The following is a 16,294-nucleotide window of genomic DNA, read 5'->3' as shown; positions in this document are numbered from 1 at the left end:
TAACATCAGCATAATGGCGAATGTCTTTCTTCTGTCATTCTGTCATTGGCTTCTGTCACTGGCCGGACTTATTTTTTAATGTATTGGTTGTATCTGCATTGGTTATGTCGATGATAATCAAGCCATAAATCAAAGATGACGAAAACGGCTGCGTATACTGAAAGTGTCAGAGGTAATATAACGCTCCATCTGACGCAAACGCGCTTCACCCGATCTCAATTGATAGTCTATTTCATCCAGCCTATTCCGGGCTGATGTTCGTTTATCTTGTTCTTCGGTCTGATATCCTGCGGGTGCCGGGTCCATGACAAAAGTCAGAATAATATAAGCCAACACCGTAATGCCAAATAACCCAAAGAACAGCGATAACACTGCGATGACACGGATAAGCGCCACGGGCACATTAAGGTAATCCGCCAGACCCGCGCACACCCCTTTTACCATTCCCTGTTCAGGCAAGCGGTATAGCTTACGGCTGTGTATATTTGACATTATGATTGCCTCCAGTTTGGGTACTCCGCATCAAGAATGTCTTCCAGTGTTTTGATTCGTTCCTGCATGCGCCGAGCATTTTCTGTCAGTTGTTCTAAACGCTGCATTTCGTTGTTCCCTAACTGACTTTGATTAACATTCCGGTTGCTATAGTGCAGCCACAACCAGATTGGTAAAACAAAGAGCACAAAAATAATCAGCGGGATCATAAGAAATATATAGCCCATTATCTTTCCTTAGTTATATACCTGCCGTTTTTCAAGTTGCAGCTTTTTGGGCTGCATCTTGAAACCTATTAGGTATAGATGGTAGGGGTCATCATTGTGGATTTTTGAGACTCATTTTAGCTTTCAGGGCCGCAAGTTGTTCACTTATTTCATCATCAGCTTTCAATTCGGCAAATTGCTGTTCAAGCGATTTTTGTCTGCCCAACCCCACAGATTCAGCTTCTGCTTCCATGTGATCAATCCGACGTTCAAATTGTTCAAAGCGCGCCATGGCCTCATCTATTTTACCACTGTCAAGTTGACGGCGCACTTCACGGGAAGAAGCTGCCGCCTGATGGCGCAGTGCCAATGATTGCTGTCTTGCGCGCGTTTCTGTCAGTTTATTTTCCAGTTCAGCCACTTCACCTTTAATGCGTTCAAGTGTTTCATCCAAAATAGACAGCTCATTTGTCAATGTTTCCACCAAAGTGCTGACTTTTTGTTTTTCAATCAACGCCGCACGAGCCAAATCTTCTTTACCTTTGACCAAGGCCAGTTCAGCTTTTTCTTGCCAGCCGTCAATTTGGTTTTCACCCATGCCAATACGACGCTGAAGCTGTTTTTTCTCTGCCAGAGTACGGGCTGAGGTTGAACGGATTTCTACCAATGTGTCTTCCATTTCCTGAATCATCAGGCGGATCATTTTCTGTGGATCTTCCGCTTTATCCAGCAAAGAAGAAATATTGGCGTTAACGATATCAGCAAAGCGAGAAAAAATACCCATAGTCATAAACCTCTTTCATTAGAATGTATGTATGTTATGCCTGTGTATTGTCAGTCGGGGATACAAGATATACGGCAAGGCACTAAACTTAATACAAGATACATGCCAACTTTTTTATTTTTATTATCCAATTGAAATACAATAAATAATTTTCACTTTAATTTTTCCTTGCAATGATTTAACGTAGTTAAATTGACCAACTATTGGCGAAAAATACCATGTCTGAATTCATTGATAATCTATTAGGTGAAGCAAACTGTTTTATTGAAATATTGGAACAAGTCTCTGCCCTCGCAAAATTGAACAAGCCCGTCCTGGTTTTGGGTGAACGGGGAACAGGCAAGGAACTTATTGCCCGCCGACTGCATTATCTTTCCCCCCGTTGGCAAGGTCCTTTCATTTCCCTGAATTGTGCCGCACTCAATGAAAATCTGCTTGATTCAGAATTATTTGGTCATGAAGCGGGGGCATTCACAGGTGCCCGAGCAAAACATCAAGGGCGTTTCGAAAGAGCTGATGGCGGAACGTTATTCCTTGATGAACTTGCCACTGCCCCCATGCAGGTACAAGAAAAACTTCTCCGCGTTATTGAATATGGTCACTTGGAACGTGTCGGTGGCACTCAATCATTGCAAGTCAACGTACGCCTGATTTGTGCAACCAACGAAGATCTGCCTGCAATGGCCGCCCGTGGCAAATTCAGGGCAGACCTGCTTGACAGACTTGCATTTGATGTGGTCCAGATCCCGCCGCTGCGTCAACGACAACAAGATATTATGTTATTGGCTCAAAATTTTGCGATTCAGATGTGCCGAGAACTGAACCTGCCCTTTTTTCCCGGGTTTGCCAAGGAAGCTAAACAACAATTACTTTCGTATCATTGGCCCGGCAATGTTCGTGAGTTAAAGAATGTCATCGAACGTTCCATTTATCGACACGGAGATGATGCCAATGAATTAAAAACGGTCATCATCAACCCATTTTTGCCCTCGCAGACACTTCTTTCCGCTTCTCTCCCGGTATGTTCTGCACAAGATGGTGTGTCAGAGTGCCCCCTTCCCGAACTCCCACTTGATTTAAGACAATGGCAAAGTGACAGCGAAAAACGTTTAATCATGCAGGCACTGGCAGAAAGTCATTTCAACCAGAGAAAGGCCGCTGACAAGCTGAGCCTGACTTACCACCAGCTGCGTGGATTAATCAAAAAGCATCATATCGATATCCACATCAATTAACATTTGGGCTGTTCTTTTTATCGGGTGAGAAAATTATCGTGTGAGAAAGCAAATAACCATGTCAACAAACTTACCATAAGGAGGACGCAGCAGATCGGTCACTGCCAGATTGTATTTGCGCAAAACAGGCATAGCCTTAGAAAAGGTTTTAAAACCCTCATGGCCGTGATAATGGCCCATGCCACTTGGCCCTACACCGCCAAAGGGTAAATCTGTACAGGCAAATTGATACAGTGTGTCATTGATGCAAATGCTGCCGGCAACGATGCGTGATAAGGCGGCTTCAATGTGTTGGTTATTGTGGCTGAAACAATAAAAGGCCAATGGACGATCACGGCTGGCAATATAGTGGATGGCTTCATCATATGAGCGGTAGGTTTTAATCGGCATCAAAGGACCGAAAATTTCTTCCTGCATGACAGCGCTGTCATCATGGGGATTTAAAACCAGTGTAGGAACAAAAACACGTTGTTCAGACGCTTTTTCCGAATCAGCGGCAGGTATCAGTGAAATAACCTGATGACCTCTCACGATGACATCTTCAAGCAATCTGGCAATGTGTTGATAATGGTTGTTATTGATGATGCGCGTGTAGTCAGAAAGATTGCCGGATTGGGGATAGCGTCGCGAAACCTGCTTCTTAACCTCATCCACAAACGATTCCATTACGCTTTCCGGCAATAATACATAATCTGGTGCTATACAGGTTTGCCCGGAATTAAAAAGTTTTCCGGTGACAATGCGGGCAGCCGCTTTTTTCAGATCGGCATCAGGCGCAATGAGGACGGGAGACTTGCCGCCAAGCTCCAGCGTAACCGGGGTGAGGTTTTGTGCGGCGGCAGCCATCACTTTTTTACCATTCTCTCTGGAGCCGGTGAAAAACAGGTGATCAAAAGGTAAAGCAGAGAAAGCGGCTGCAATATCGGCTCCGCCTTGTGCAATACAGACACGATTTTCAGGAAAAATTTCGCTTAGCAGTTTTTCTAAATACGCATTGGTATGTGGCGTATATTCTGAAGGTTTGATAAAGACATGATTCCCCGCTGCAATCGCCGCTATTAAGGGTGCAAGGATCAAATTAACCGGATAATTCCACGGTGCCATGATGCCAACGACCCCAAGGGGCACATGGCGTATTTCAGCCGTTGCCGGCCACAACTGCCATCCTGCTTTGCGCCTTTGCGGTTTCATCCATTTTTTAAGGTATTTCAGACACAGATCGATTTCCGTCAACACAGTTATCGCTTCTGCCAGCAGACTCTCGTGATGGGAACGATGGCCAAAATCACAGGAAATGGCTTCCGCCATTTCATTCAGGCTGGCTTTGAAATTTGCTCGCAAACGCAATAAATCATCTCGCCGTTGATGTTCATCAGGTCGATTCTGTTCCCAAGTTTGACGTAATGCTGCAAATTGGGCATTGATTGATTTTGTCACTGATCACGCCTCCGCACAGAGCTGGCAAAACACCATTGAGAGAGATAATACGTGCTGAGTATCCAGAGTGGGCTTAACGGATTTTCAATGTAAAAATGACTATAAGCAAGCAGGCTGTCACTGATAACAAAAAAGATACCGCCAAGCGCCGCAATATTCGCGGCACGTTGTGCTGAGGGCGGCGTTTTTTTCAATGGGTAAAGAGGCCATGAAGGCCAACGTTACCGCATAGACAACCACGGGAACTTTCATGCTGTCAGGGAGGTAATTCCACAATCCATTGAGTATTAATAATGTAATGGCTGCAAATAGGGCAAAAACGGCAACGACTGTGAAAATCGTACGAAGGATCATGCACTTTGGACAGAAACCTTTTTTCTTAGTCTCAGAAATATCAATATCGTTGCCACCCATGTCCCTGTAAGCCCTATCGTTGCAAAACAGAGCATAAATGTAAGCGCAATGTGTGATCAGAAAACAACATAGTCCGGCCAAAAAATAATCTTGCGGCAACATCAAACAGATGTCACCCCCTACGGCGAATACAAGGCCAAATGCAATGGCATTGCGATAATGAATTGAGGCAGGTTTGACGTTCAACAGAATCCAGACCGCTAATAATGCAATGGCAGTAGGTTTCGTCAGATAATGAAGCCAAATCCATGTCGGATTGACCGAAACACTGAGCAAGATACCGGCTATGGCACTCACTGAAAGGAGTATATAGAGCCATCCGATTTTATGATAAATGCTATGCTGAAAAGTACAATAATTTGATGACATAAGCCTCGTCCTATTGTTTCTTCCTTACTTTAACAGTAGCAGAATTCTCTATACTCACAACAAACACGGCCTTTGTAGCCAAGTGTTTCACCTTCATTTAATTCCACCTGCACATATCGAAGCGGGAGCGGATCACAAAACCAGTCAATCATTAAACAATGAAGCACATTTTTGTAGGTCATGGGCATATATAAAGTTATATGCTAATAGAAATCGCATTTTTTATTTATTGGCGTTTCGTTATTTCATTTCCCGATGCAAAGAGGTGGAACGCCTGAAGAAGTCGCCAATGCAATTCTTTGGCTGCTGAGTGATGAAGCTTCATTTGTCACCGGAAGCTTTACAGATTTATGCGGCGGTTTATAAAAGTGGTTTATAAAATTGAGTCGCGTATTCGGGGCTTCATTCATATTTGTAATCAACCTTAAGCATAGCGGCTCATGTTTGAAATCTCGTGGGCTGATAAATGCGGTCTGCTACACTTAACTTCAAACCTTAATTACCAACCTTAACGCCAAAGAAATCGAGGCTCACCCGATAAAAAAATAGCCGGCACCCGAGCCGGCTAATAAAAATATACTGGAAGCAATGTGAGCAATGTCGTGCCTTTTCTAAAATTACATATCTACTATTACAGGGATGTCTTCTAGAACGCACGCCACAGATGATAATGCATCTCAATTACACTTGTAAAGCGCTTTATTGAGAATCTTTCTCATTTTAGTGATCTGTCGTTGTTTTTGAGTAAAAAGCGTTAATTACGCTACAATAGCCGGACTCTTTTTTATGACTGATGTTTTATATGCGCAATTTGATTTATTGGATAATATTATTGCTGTCAGCTCCCGCTCTGGCGGATAAGAATACTGCGCCAGCCTCCCTTACGATGGTTTCAGCATCTATTCCTGAATCAAGACCGGACAGTACACCTGATAGCGTTCCCCACATTTCCGCCGATTTGCGTCAGCATGGCTTTATTTATTGCGTCAATGGCAACCTGAATACATTCAACCCACAAATGGCAATCAGCGGGTTAACCGCAGACACTCTGGCTGCCCAGATTTACAATCGCCTGCTGGGGGTTGATCCCCTAACCTACCGGTTGGTTCCTGAATTGGCGTCCCGTTGGAAAGTGTTGGACAATGGAGCAACCTATCGATTTTATCTGCGCCATAATGTCGCTTTTCAAACAACCGATTGGTTTACGCCGACCCGAACCATGAATGCAGATGATGTTGTTTTTAGTTTCCGTCGTGTCTTTGACAAAACTCACTATTATCACGATATCAATGGCGGTTCCTATCCCTATTTTGACAGTTTACAATTTGGCGATTCCGTACAGGACATTCGAAAAATTGATGAATATACCGTAGAATTCCGCCTTAATGAGCCTGATGCATCTTTTATTTGGCATCTGGCAACACATTACGCTCCCATATTGTCTCAGGAATATGCGCAAAAACTGTTCCAAATGAATCGACAGACACAAATAGACTGGAAACCGGTTGGGACCGGGCCATTCATGCTGGAAGATTATCAATCGAAGCAGTTTATCCGCCTTGCCCGTCATGACAAATATTGGAAAGGCAAACCACATATGGAGCAAGTCGTTATAGATACCGGGGCTGGCAGTACGGGCAGAATATCAAAACTGCTCACTGGGGAATGTGATGTATTGGCCTATCCCGATGCCAATCAGTGGAACATCTTGCATGATGATCCCAATCTCCGCCAGACATTGCGCTCAGGCATGAATATCGCGTATCTTGCATTTAATACCAGCAAGCCGCCATTGAATCAGCTGGAAGTTCGTCAGGCTATCGCCTATGCCATCAATAACCAACGCTTGATGAAATCAATTTACTATGGCACGGCTGAAACTGCGGCATCTATACTGCCTCGTGCATCATGGGCGTATGATAATCGTGCCGAAATCACCGAATACAATCCTGAAAAGTCACGCAATATTTTAAATAAGCTGGGATTGAACGGGCTGGAATTAACATTGTGGGTCCCAACCGAATCGCAGTCCTATAACCCAAGCCCGCTGAAAATGGCCGAACTCATTCAGGCAGACTTGGCTCAGGTCGGGATCAAAATGTCTATCCGGCCTGTTGAAGGTCGTTTTCAGCAAAATAAATTAATGGATAAAACTCACGATATGACACTGGCTGGCTGGGCGACTGATAGCAATGACCCTGACAGTTTTTTCCGGCCATTACTGAGTTGTGCAGCCATCGCATCTCAAACTAATCTGAGCCGATGGTGTGATCAAAATTTTGATGATGCTCTGCATCAAGCCTTGCTCAATCAGCAGCTTGCATCCCGCATCGAAAATTACCATGTTGCGCAAGAAATACTGGCACAACAATTACCCGTACTGCCATTGGCCTATTCAATGCGCTTGCAGATTTTCCGATATAATATTAAAGGGTTAATATTGAGTCCGTTTGGCAATAGCTCTTTTGGCGGCGTTTACCGCGAACAAGAAAATTCTGCTCCGACTGAATATAAAAAGGGAAGAAAATGATTATTTATATCCTGCGTCGTTTGCTACTGCTGGTTGTGACGCTGTTTTTTCTTTCATTAATCAGTTTCAGCTTGATGTATTTTACACCTCATGGTCCCTTGAGTGGTGCATCATTGACAGATGCTTATATATTTTATTTCCGCAATCTGCTCCAAGGGGACTTTGGAGTTTCCAGCATTAACGGTGAACGAATTATTGACCAACTTTATAGTGTCTTCCCCGCTACTATGGAGCTTTGTATTCTTTCTTTTTCTATCGCGTTGATAATTGGTATCCCCCTCGGGATCATTGCAGGCGTCTGGCGTAACAAAAAAGCTGATACGATCATCAGTACTTTCGCTCTGTTTGGTTTTTCCATTCCTGTTTTTGGCTTGGCCCTGCTGTTGACCCTTCTTTTTTCGCTTTACTTGGGATGGCTGCCTGTTTCCGGACGATTTGATCTGCTGTATCGGATGGAACCGGTTACCGGCTCAGCCTTGATTGATGCCTGGCTTTCAAACGCTCCCTATCGCAATGAAATGATCATGAGCGTTATTTTGCATATGATTTTACCTGTTATCACTTTGGCTGTTGCTCCCACGACCGAAGTTATTCGCTTAATGCGCAACAGTACTGAGGAGGTATATGCCGAAAATTACATTAAATCAGCTGCAACACGAGGCTTATCACGGATGACTATCATTCGCCGACATTTGTTACACAATGCCTTGCCTCCCATTATCCCCAAACTGGGATTACAGTTTTCAACCATGTTTACATTAGCGATGGTCACAGAGCAGGTGTTTAACTGGCCCGGTTTGGGCCGTTGGCTTATCAACGCAATCCGTCAGCAAGATTATTCCGTCATTTCAGCGGGTGTCATGGTTGTCGGTGCATTAGTTATGTTAGTTAATGTGCTGACAGATATTATTGGTGCAATGGCTAATCCCTTGAAGCATAAGGAATGGTATGCCCTTAGATAATATTTATCGCGAAAAGAAAATGCCTTCGCCATTGAAAGTAATCTGGCGATTTTTCTACGCTGACATATTGGCAATGATCGGCTTCTATGGCGTGTTGATTTTAGTGATGCTGAGTTTGTTCGGTTATTATCTTGCGCCATACCAGCTTGATCAACAATTTATGCATCAACTGATGCCTCCGTCGTGGTCCCATCACGGCAATGTCGCTTTTTTCCTTGGTACAGACGATCTGGGGCGTGATATTTTCAGCCGCCTTTTGATAGGAACATCTTCCACATTCGGTTCTGCATTGCTTGTCACTGCCGCTGCGGCCATTGTGGGGATTTTTATCGGAAGTCTTGCCGGTATAACCCATGGATTGAAATCCGCTATACTGAACCATATTTTCGATACTTTGCTTGCTATTCCGTCACTGCTGCTGGCAATTATCATTGTTGCGTTTGTCGGAACCAGTCTGCAACATGCCTTGATAGCCGTTTGTCTGGCTTTGCTGCCAAGAATAGTTCGTACCATTTATACTGCCGTACATGACGAACTAGATAAAGAATATGTCATTGCAGCCCGTCTGGATGGTGCGTCAAATTACCATATCTTGCGCTATGCCGTTTTTCCCAATATCACCGCAGTCATGGTCATTGAATTAACCCGTGCACTTTCTATCGCAATTCTGGATATTGCTACATTGGGATTTCTCGATCTTGGTGCACAACTGCCATCCCCTGAATGGGGTGCTATGCTGGGAGATTCACTGGAGTTGATTTATGCTGCACCATGGACCGTGCTGTTGCCCGGAGCGGCAATCATGATCAGTGTACTGTTAGTCAATTTACTGGGCGACGGTCTTCACCGTGCTATTAACGCAGGAGTCGAATGATGCCATTACTTGATATTCGAAACCTCACTATTGAATTTATGACAGCAGAAGGTCCGGTCAAGGCCGTTGACCGAATGAGCATTTCGCTGACAGAAGGTGAAATACTCGGGCTGGCAGGTGAATCCGGATCAGGAAAGAGCCTGATTGCAAAAGCAATATGCGGTGTGACGAAAGATAATCTCAACGTTACCGCAGATCGCTTTCGCTTCAATGACATTGATTTATTGCGTCTTACCCCAAGGCAGCGCCGCAGAGTCATCGGGCACAATATCTCAATGATTTTTCAGGAACCGCAATCATGCCTCGATCCATCAGAAAATATTGGCAAACAACTAATACAAGCTATTCCAGGCTGGACATTTAAAGGTCGTTGGTGGCAAAGATTTCATTGGCGCAAACGCAGGGCAATTGAATTACTTCACCGTGTAGGCATCAAAGATCACAATGACATCATGAGCAGTTATCCTTATGAGTTAACGGAAGGTGAATGTCAGAAAGTGATGATTGCGATTGCGCTGGCTAACCAGCCACGCCTGCTGATCGCGGATGAACCAACCAACGCAATGGAACCAACAACGCAGGCACAAATATTTCGTTTGCTGTCGAGCTTAAATCAAAACAACAACATGACAATATTGCTTATCAGTCATGACCTGCAAATGATGAGTAAACTGGTCAAACGCATTAATATGCTTTATTGTGGTCAAACCGTGGAAAGTGCCACACCAGATGAATTGTTGATAAAACCTTACCACCCCTACACACAGGCGCTGCTCCGTTCCATGCCTGACTTTGGCAGCCCGTTACCACATAAGAGCCGATTGAATACACTATCTGGTGTCATTCCGTCGCTGGAACACCTGCCGGTGGGATGTCGGCTGGGACCTCGTTGCCCTTATGCTCAAAAAACATGTATTGAAACGCCCCGGTTAAGGGTGATCAAAAACCATGCATTCGCCTGCCATTTTCCCCTGAACATGGAGGAATCGTAAGTGCTTGATACATTACTCGAAGTCAAAAACCTGACAAAAACGTTCCGTTACCGAACGGGACTTTTCCGCCACCTTCACCTTGAGGCGGTAAAGCCTGTCAGCTTTACTTTGCAACCCAAAAAAACGCTGGCGATCATCGGGGCTAATGGCTCAGGCAAATCTACGCTGGCAAGGATGCTCTCAGGTGTTATAGAGCCCACCTCGGGGGAAATCATGATTAATCACCATAAGATGACTTATGGTGATTACAGCTACCGCAGCCAGCGTATTCGCATGATTTTTCAAGATCCGAGTACGTCATTAAACCCACGCCAGCGCATTGGTCAAATTTTGGATATACCACTGATCCTGAATACGGAATTGTCACCGCCTGAACGGGAAAAGCGGATTAACCAAACATTACGTCAAGTTGGTTTATTACCCGATCATGCTTATTATTACCCGCATATGCTCGCCTCTGGGCAGAAACAACGCGTAGCTTTGGCTCGGGCTTTGATATTGCAACCACAAATTATTATTGCAGATGAAGCACTGGCTTCTCTTGATATGTCGATACGCTCCCAGATCATCAACCTGATGCTGGAATTACAGGACAAGCACGATATTTCATATATCTATGTCACCCAACACCTCGGGATGATGAAACACATCAGTGACCAGATGTTGGTTATGCATCAAGGAGAAGTTGTTGAGCGAGGTAATACCGCAGAGGTGCTGGCTTCCCCGCTGCATGATATTACACGTAAATTAATCACAAGCCATTTTGGTGAGGCCCTGTCTGCCGAAGCTTGGCGTCAGGATATCATTTAATATTTCACCATTAATTGGATTTATTTTATCCACTGATCGGAACAGCGTGGGAAACTCCCCACATTTTTCTCTGGCGTGGTAGAATTGTCCTCGTTTATTAACAGTAAACACTATAATGATAGTCGGTATACAATTTCCGTTATCCATGATTATTAGTGTTTGATCACTAAGAACTATTTTGATCACAAAAACAATAAGGATACTGCTATGGGTTTCATGACCGGCAAGCGCATTCTCATCACTGGCGTCGCCAGCAAACTGTCTATCGCTTATGGGATTGCCAAGGCAATGCACGAACAAGGTGCAGAGTTGGCTTTTACCTACCAAAATGACAAATTGAAACCTCGTGTCGAAGAATTCGCCGAATCATTGAATTCGAATATCGTTTTGCCATGTGATGTTGCTGAAGACGAAAGCATTGATGCTTTGTTCGTTGAATTAGAAAAAGTATGGCCTAAATTCGATGGATTTGTTCACTCTATCGGTTATGCACCTGCCGATCAGCTTGATGGTGACTATGTCAACGCCGTCAGCCGTGAAGGCTTCAAAATTGCGCATGACATCAGCGCATATAGCTTCGTTGCAATGGCGAAAGCTTGCCGGAACATGCTGAATCCTCATTCTGCACTGCTCACTTTAAGCTATCTGGGTGCAGAGCGTGCAATTCCTAACTATAACGTTATGGGATTGGCTAAAGCATCTCTGGAAGCAAATGTGCGCTATATGGCAAATGCAATGGGTGCTGAAGGCGTCCGCGTTAACGGCATTTCTGCGGGTCCAATCCGCACTTTGGCGGCTTCTGGCATTAAAGACTTCCGTAAAATGCTGGCGCATTGTGAGGCTGTCACTCCTATCCGTCGTACTGTCACAACTGAAGATGTTGGTAATGCAGCTGCATTCCTGTGTTCTGATCTGGCTGGTGGTGTTACAGGTGAGATCCTGCACGTTGACGGTGGTTTCAGCATCGCAGCGATGAATGAGTTAGAGTTAAAATAATAGCTCAATCATATTTTGAAATAACTCCGAGCATAAAAATTATGATCGGAGTTATCATTTTCTCTTTCTGACCTCAATTTCATCTTGACCCTACCAAGCATTTAGCTACTCTTTTTCCTTGAAACCCTTTCTATGACCCACTGAAAAATCAATTCATGGCATAAAATTTTAACTGGTTTCCTTTTACTCTATTGAATCTCTGCCTTAAAAACTTTGATTAAGGAGCAACACATGAAATTGTATTATGCACCTGGCACTTGTTCGCTCTCCCCACACATTATTCTTCGTGAAGCCGGTGTGGATTTCAGCATGGTCAGGGTCGATCTCATGAGTAAGAAAACAGAAAGCGGGGATAATTTCTTAGCTATTAATCCAAAAGGTAAAGTTCCTACACTTCTGCTTGATAATAATGAAATACTTACGGAAGTCCCTGCCATTGTGAAATATATCGCTGACCAAAAACCAGACAGAAACTTAATCGCCTCAACAGACACGACAGAACACTATCATCAAATTGAGTGGTTAAACTATATATCCAGTGAGTTACATCAGAATTTTATGCCGTTGTTCCCAATGATGGCAACACCAGAAGTCTATATTCCTATCGTAATGAAAAAATTAATGTCTCATTTTGAATATATCAATAATATATTAGCCGAACGAGCTTATATCACAGGGGATCATTTTACTGTTGCCGATTCTTATTTATTTGTTGTCATGCGCTGGATACCGGGGACAAAATTAGATATTTCAGGGTTAGTACATTTAAACAAGTATCTGGATAAAATCAGACAACGCCCACATATCCAGGATGCCTTAGAAGCCGAGGGGCTGATTTAAATCCTAAGATTTTTTATTTCCCCTATTGCTTCAATCTATACCCGTTGAATTGCAAGATGCAGCATGATGGTCAGGAAACGATAAACTTACCGAGAACGAATTTGCCCAGACAACGCTATATACACCCCCGATTATATGCTTCCGGTAAGAAATTACCGGAAGCTGATTCTTACATTATGATTGCTTTATTGGCATTGAACTTTTTATTAGTCAATTTGTAATGCGCTGAATTGATGCTCTGGCGTGACTATCTTATCCTGGGCTGCAACAACCTGTAATTCATACTCTCCCCTCTGTTGCGTCTCCAACATAACTTCATAAACTGCGGCCGCAAGATGTTCTAATGCAGATTGCAGCGCTGTATTGGTCAAAGCAGGGCTTTTCAGTAAATTCACCAAGAACAAACCACTGGTCAAGTCGCCCACTCCCACAGGTTGACGCTCACCTGTATCAATTAATGGACGACTGATATGCCAGCTATGTTCTTTTGTGACCAGAAGCATTTCAAAACAATCAGATCGGTAACCTGCGCGGCTAAGATGCTTAACCAGCACAATCCTGGGGCCTTTTTCACATAATTCACGGGCAGCAGATATTGTTTGTTCTACATTTTCAATTTTCCGCGCTGTCAGTGTTTCAAGTTCCAATAAATTAGGCGCTGTGATATCGCTGGCCGGCAATGCTTTCTCACAAAGAAATTCAGCAACGCCTGGTGCAACAATACACCCTTTTTCTGGGTGTCCCATGACGGGATCACAGAAATACCACGCTTCAGGATTATCTTGTTTGACCTGTTTTACAATATCGAGGATAGCGTTTCCCTGCTCAGCAGAGCCGATATAACCACTCAATACTGCGTTGCAAGAGGCGAGTTTATTAATCTTGCCAATACCCTGTGCAATTTCAGACAAATGTTCTGGTGGCATGACACAACCATGCCACTGAGGATATTGAGTATGATTAGAAAACTGAACCGTATTTAATGGCCACACATTCACTCCCATACGACGCATTGGAAAAACAGCTGCACTGTTCCCTGCATGACCAAAAACAACATGAGACTGAATTGAAAGAATATTTTTCATGATAAGGCCTAGTAATTATTTATACTTTTTTTGTTATGAACAGGTTAGCCAGATACTTTAAGGGCAACATTACTGTTGCCCTTAATAAAATCCTTATAAATTATTTCCAGCTGATCAGGCAATAATGTTTTTTACCACGACGTAATAACGTATAGCGCCCGAACAAACAATCACCATCCCCGAACACATACATTGGCTCAGATTGTTTTTCACCATTAACAGACACTGCATTTGAACTGATCATAGTACGCGCCTGCCCACGGGAAGGAACAAACTCAGCACTAACCAGGGCTTGTTGCAAATCTGCGCCTTTTTCCAGTTCAATCGCTGGCATACCATCTTGGGCCAACTGGGCAAAATCATCTTCAGTCAAATCAGAAACAACACCAGAGAATAAGCTTGCAGTAATGCGTTTCGCCGCAGCAAGGCCAGCTTCGCCATGCACCATACCTGTTACTTGTTCTGCCAATACATATTGGGCGCGTGGTGCTTTTCCGCTGTTCTTATCTTCTTCTTCCAATGCATTGATGTCTTCTATGTCCATGAAAGTAAAGAACTTCAAGAAGCGGTACACATCTGCATCTGCGGTATTAATCCAGAATTGGTAGAATTTATATGGGCTGGTTTTCTTTGGATCTAACCAAACCGCGCCACCTTCAGTTTTACCAAATTTGGTGCCATCTGATTTGGTGATCAGGGGTACTGTTAAGCCAAATACTTGCTTCTGGTGCAAGCGGCGAGTCAAATCGATACCTGAAGTGATGTTGCCCCATTGATCTGAACCACCAATTTGCAATTCAACACCATATTTGCTGTTCAGGTTAGCAAAATCATATGATTGTAGCAGGTTATAAGAAAACTCAGTATAAGAGATACCAACATCATCACGGTTCAAACGTTGTTTTACCGCTTCTTTATTGATCATCTGATTAACGGAGAAGTGCTTACCGATATCACGAAGGAAAGTCAGCACATCCATTTCGCCAAACCACTCATAGTTGTTGGCCAACTCTGCACTATTTTCACCTTCAAAACTCAGGAATGGCGATACTTGCTTGCGAATTTTTTCAACCCATTCTACGACCGTGTCTTCTGTGTTCAGTTTACGTTCAGTTGCTTTAAAGCTCGGATCGCCAATTAAACCTGTCGCACCACCAACCAGTGCAATAGGTTTATGTCCGGCAAGCTGGAATCGTTTTAAACACAGCAAGGGAACCAGATGGCCCAAATGCAAGCTGTCAGCGGTAGGATCGAAGCCGCAATAGAGAGAAACCGGACCTTGCGCCAGTCTTTCAGCTAACGCCTCTTCATCCGTTACCTGGGCAACAAGGCCCCGCTCTTGCAGTTGTTTAATCAGGTTATTGCTAGACATTAATGTCTCCATCGGTTTGTATACTTTGCCTATATATACCTTTATCTTTCAAGTTACTGCTTCCTGGTGACATTCATTTGCCCAGCAGCACGCTGAACATATTGCCGGGAAATCATTCTCTGAACACCATGCAGTAACCTGAAATCTATCAGATATAAGTATGTCGTTATAAATTACGTGCTATAGCATAAAACGCCAGTAATATAAGTGCCAGTATTAAAAATAGTAATTAGTACTGTTACGGCGCCAAGCGATCAATACGCCACTCCCCGCCTTCACGCTGGTATAAAAATCGGTCATGGAGACGATTGGCACCCCCTTGCCAAAATTCCACTGAATTAATTTCCACCTTGAATCCCCCCCAAAAACTTGGCAAAGGAACTTCACCATTCTGGAATTTCTGTTTTAGCTCCAAAAATTTCCCTTCCAAAATGCCTCTTGCGGAAATCCGTGAAGATTGCTGAGAAGCCCAAGCAGCAATTTGGCTGTCCCTCGGACGACTATGAAAGTATTTTATGACTTCAGTGGACGACAAACGCTCAGCCTTACCAAGAAAACTGACCTGTCTTTCTAATTGATACCACGGAAAATGGAGGCTGATTTGATTATTTTGTGCTAGGTGTTTCGCTTTGCGGCTACCAAGATTGGTATAAAAAACCAGACTGCGGGTATCAAAATGTTTTAATAGAACAATTCGTTGATAAGGTTGACCATGTTCATCTACCGTAGCAACGCACATTGCCGTTGGATCGCTGAGTTTGGCTTCACATGCCTGTTTCAGCCAGCGTTCAAAAAGCTCCATCGGCTCTTGAGTAAGGTCTTTACGTCTTAAACCACCGCGAACATATTCACGACGTAATTCTGCAATTGCTGTTTCATTATGCTCTGACATTTCT

At 43.8% G+C, this 16,294-nt stretch carries 17 protein-coding genes and 1 pseudogene; 9 read left to right on the top strand and 9 right to left on the bottom strand.

Annotated features, from left to right (window positions below; genetic code table 11):
• Positions 1 to 129: 129 nt before the first annotated feature.
• The 3 genes from pspC to pspA form a co-directional block, all read right to left on the bottom strand.
• The gene (gene pspC, locus Xsze_RS15430; RefSeq protein WP_038233829.1) at positions 130 to 492 is read right to left on the bottom strand and encodes an envelope stress response membrane protein PspC; all 363 of its coding nucleotides are present in this window, start codon (positions 490 to 492) and stop codon (positions 130 to 132) included.
• Positions 492 to 719, bottom strand: coding sequence for an envelope stress response membrane protein PspB (pspB, locus tag Xsze_RS15425; RefSeq protein WP_038233831.1), 228 nt, complete (start codon positions 717 to 719; stop codon positions 492 to 494). The genes pspC and pspB overlap by 1 nt, the downstream gene beginning before the upstream one ends.
• A 91-nt stretch (positions 720 to 810) precedes the next feature.
• Complete coding sequence (gene pspA / locus Xsze_RS15420; protein ID WP_038233833.1) at positions 811 to 1,482, bottom strand: phage shock protein PspA; 672 nt, start codon at positions 1,480 to 1,482, stop codon at positions 811 to 813.
• Between the two features lie 218 nt (positions 1,483 to 1,700).
• Between pspA and pspF the strand changes: the two genes are divergently transcribed.
• Entirely contained in the window at positions 1,701 to 2,717 is a 1,017-nt protein-coding gene (pspF, locus tag Xsze_RS15415) for a phage shock protein operon transcriptional activator (RefSeq protein WP_038233835.1), read from the top strand.
• A gap of 33 nt (positions 2,718 to 2,750) precedes the next feature.
• Here pspF and Xsze_RS15410 read toward each other — a convergent pair whose 3' ends face one another.
• Genes Xsze_RS15410 through Xsze_RS15405 form a run of 3 tightly spaced genes read right to left on the bottom strand, consistent with a single transcriptional unit; the run spans position 2,751 to position 4,937 of the window.
• Positions 2,751 to 4,154, bottom strand: a complete 1,404-nt coding sequence (locus Xsze_RS15410) for a coniferyl aldehyde dehydrogenase (protein WP_099138150.1) — start codon at positions 4,152 to 4,154, stop codon at positions 2,751 to 2,753.
• The gene (locus Xsze_RS23355; RefSeq protein WP_209435259.1) at positions 4,151 to 4,348 is read right to left on the bottom strand and encodes a lysoplasmalogenase family protein; all 198 of its coding nucleotides are present in this window, start codon (positions 4,346 to 4,348) and stop codon (positions 4,151 to 4,153) included. The genes Xsze_RS15410 and Xsze_RS23355 overlap by 4 nt, the downstream gene beginning before the upstream one ends.
• Entirely contained in the window at positions 4,272 to 4,937 is a 666-nt protein-coding gene (locus tag Xsze_RS15405) for a lysoplasmalogenase (protein WP_051462252.1), read from the bottom strand. The genes Xsze_RS23355 and Xsze_RS15405 overlap by 77 nt, the downstream gene beginning before the upstream one ends.
• A 252-nt stretch (positions 4,938 to 5,189) precedes the next feature.
• Here Xsze_RS15405 and Xsze_RS15400 point away from each other — a divergent pair.
• From Xsze_RS15400 to gstA, 8 genes and pseudogenes are all read left to right on the top strand, one after another.
• Positions 5,190 to 5,303: pseudogene (locus tag Xsze_RS15400) on the top strand (SDR family oxidoreductase); the annotation flags it as partial.
• 436 nt (positions 5,304 to 5,739) lie between these two features.
• Positions 5,740 to 7,467: an ABC transporter substrate-binding protein SapA gene (sapA, locus tag Xsze_RS15395; RefSeq protein WP_038233838.1), complete on the top strand. Its 1,728-nt coding sequence runs from the start codon at positions 5,740 to 5,742 to the stop codon at positions 7,465 to 7,467.
• Positions 7,464 to 8,429, top strand: a complete 966-nt coding sequence (sapB, locus tag Xsze_RS15390; RefSeq protein WP_038233841.1) for a putrescine export ABC transporter permease SapB — start codon at positions 7,464 to 7,466, stop codon at positions 8,427 to 8,429. Before sapA ends, sapB begins: the two co-directional genes overlap by 4 nt.
• Positions 8,416 to 9,303 (top strand): putrescine export ABC transporter permease SapC, encoded by an 888-nt coding sequence (gene sapC / locus Xsze_RS15385; protein WP_038233843.1) that lies wholly within the window; start codon positions 8,416 to 8,418, stop codon positions 9,301 to 9,303. Before sapB ends, sapC begins: the two co-directional genes overlap by 14 nt.
• Positions 9,303 to 10,295 (top strand): putrescine export ABC transporter ATP-binding protein SapD, encoded by a 993-nt coding sequence (gene sapD / locus Xsze_RS15380; protein ID WP_038233846.1) that lies wholly within the window; start codon positions 9,303 to 9,305, stop codon positions 10,293 to 10,295. Before sapC ends, sapD begins: the two co-directional genes overlap by 1 nt.
• Entirely contained in the window at positions 10,296 to 11,105 is an 810-nt protein-coding gene (gene sapF, locus Xsze_RS15375; protein WP_038233848.1) for a putrescine export ABC transporter ATP-binding protein SapF, read from the top strand. It abuts the gene before it with no gap.
• Positions 11,106 to 11,312: 207 nt separating this feature from the next.
• Positions 11,313 to 12,101 carry an enoyl-ACP reductase FabI gene (fabI, locus tag Xsze_RS15370; RefSeq protein ID WP_038233850.1) on the top strand — a complete coding sequence of 263 codons (789 nt, stop codon included), beginning with the start codon at positions 11,313 to 11,315 and terminating at the stop codon, positions 12,099 to 12,101.
• Between the two features lie 231 nt (positions 12,102 to 12,332).
• Positions 12,333 to 12,941 carry a glutathione transferase GstA gene (gene gstA, locus Xsze_RS15365; protein ID WP_038233852.1) on the top strand — a complete coding sequence of 203 codons (609 nt, stop codon included), beginning with the start codon at positions 12,333 to 12,335 and terminating at the stop codon, positions 12,939 to 12,941.
• A 206-nt stretch (positions 12,942 to 13,147) separates the two neighbouring features.
• Here the strand turns inward: gstA and pdxY are convergent, their stop codons facing one another.
• From pdxY to pdxH, 3 genes are all read right to left on the bottom strand, one after another.
• Positions 13,148 to 14,026 (bottom strand): pyridoxal kinase PdxY, encoded by an 879-nt coding sequence (gene pdxY / locus Xsze_RS15360; RefSeq protein WP_038233854.1) that lies wholly within the window; start codon positions 14,024 to 14,026, stop codon positions 13,148 to 13,150.
• Between the two features lie 100 nt (positions 14,027 to 14,126).
• A complete protein-coding gene (tyrS, locus tag Xsze_RS15355) occupies positions 14,127 to 15,398 on the bottom strand; it encodes a tyrosine--tRNA ligase (RefSeq protein WP_038233856.1) in 1,272 nt (423 codons plus the stop codon).
• Positions 15,399 to 15,636: 238 nt separating this feature from the next.
• Positions 15,637 to 16,290: a pyridoxamine 5'-phosphate oxidase gene (gene pdxH, locus Xsze_RS15350; RefSeq protein WP_038233858.1), complete on the bottom strand. Its 654-nt coding sequence runs from the start codon at positions 16,288 to 16,290 to the stop codon at positions 15,637 to 15,639.
• Between the last annotated feature and the right edge of the window lie 4 nt (positions 16,291 to 16,294).

Source organism: Xenorhabdus szentirmaii DSM 16338, assembly GCF_002632585.1.
Classification (GTDB): Bacteria; Pseudomonadota; Gammaproteobacteria; order Enterobacterales; family Enterobacteriaceae; genus Xenorhabdus; species Xenorhabdus szentirmaii.
This window is presented reverse-complemented; position numbering and strand designations above follow the sequence as displayed.

Excerpts from the sequence above, each read along its gene's own strand:
- pspC (WP_038233829.1), bottom strand. The coding sequence starts at position 492 with ATGTCAAATATACACAGCCGTAAGCTATACCGCTTGCCTGAACAGGGA.
- sapD (WP_038233846.1), top strand. The coding sequence starts at position 9,303 with ATGCCATTACTTGATATTCGAAACCTCACTATTGAATTTATGACAGCA.
- pdxY (WP_038233854.1), bottom strand. The coding sequence starts at position 14,026 with ATGAAAAATATTCTTTCAATTCAGTCTCATGTTGTTTTTGGTCATGCA.
- fabI (WP_038233850.1), top strand. The coding sequence starts at position 11,313 with ATGGGTTTCATGACCGGCAAGCGCATTCTCATCACTGGCGTCGCCAGC.
- pdxH (WP_038233858.1), bottom strand. The coding sequence starts at position 16,290 with ATGTCAGAGCATAATGAAACAGCAATTGCAGAATTACGTCGTGAATAT.
- pspF (WP_038233835.1), top strand. The coding sequence starts at position 1,701 with ATGTCTGAATTCATTGATAATCTATTAGGTGAAGCAAACTGTTTTATT.
- pspA (WP_038233833.1), bottom strand. The coding sequence starts at position 1,482 with ATGGGTATTTTTTCTCGCTTTGCTGATATCGTTAACGCCAATATTTCT.
- Xsze_RS15405 (WP_051462252.1), bottom strand. The coding sequence starts at position 4,937 with ATGTCATCAAATTATTGTACTTTTCAGCATAGCATTTATCATAAAATC.
- sapC (WP_038233843.1), top strand. The coding sequence starts at position 8,416 with ATGCCCTTAGATAATATTTATCGCGAAAAGAAAATGCCTTCGCCATTG.
- sapB (WP_038233841.1), top strand. The coding sequence starts at position 7,464 with ATGATTATTTATATCCTGCGTCGTTTGCTACTGCTGGTTGTGACGCTG.
- gstA (WP_038233852.1), top strand. The coding sequence starts at position 12,333 with ATGAAATTGTATTATGCACCTGGCACTTGTTCGCTCTCCCCACACATT.
- pspB (WP_038233831.1), bottom strand. The coding sequence starts at position 719 with ATGGGCTATATATTTCTTATGATCCCGCTGATTATTTTTGTGCTCTTT.
- sapA (WP_038233838.1), top strand. The coding sequence starts at position 5,740 with ATGCGCAATTTGATTTATTGGATAATATTATTGCTGTCAGCTCCCGCT.
- tyrS (WP_038233856.1), bottom strand. The coding sequence starts at position 15,398 with ATGTCTAGCAATAACCTGATTAAACAACTGCAAGAGCGGGGCCTTGTT.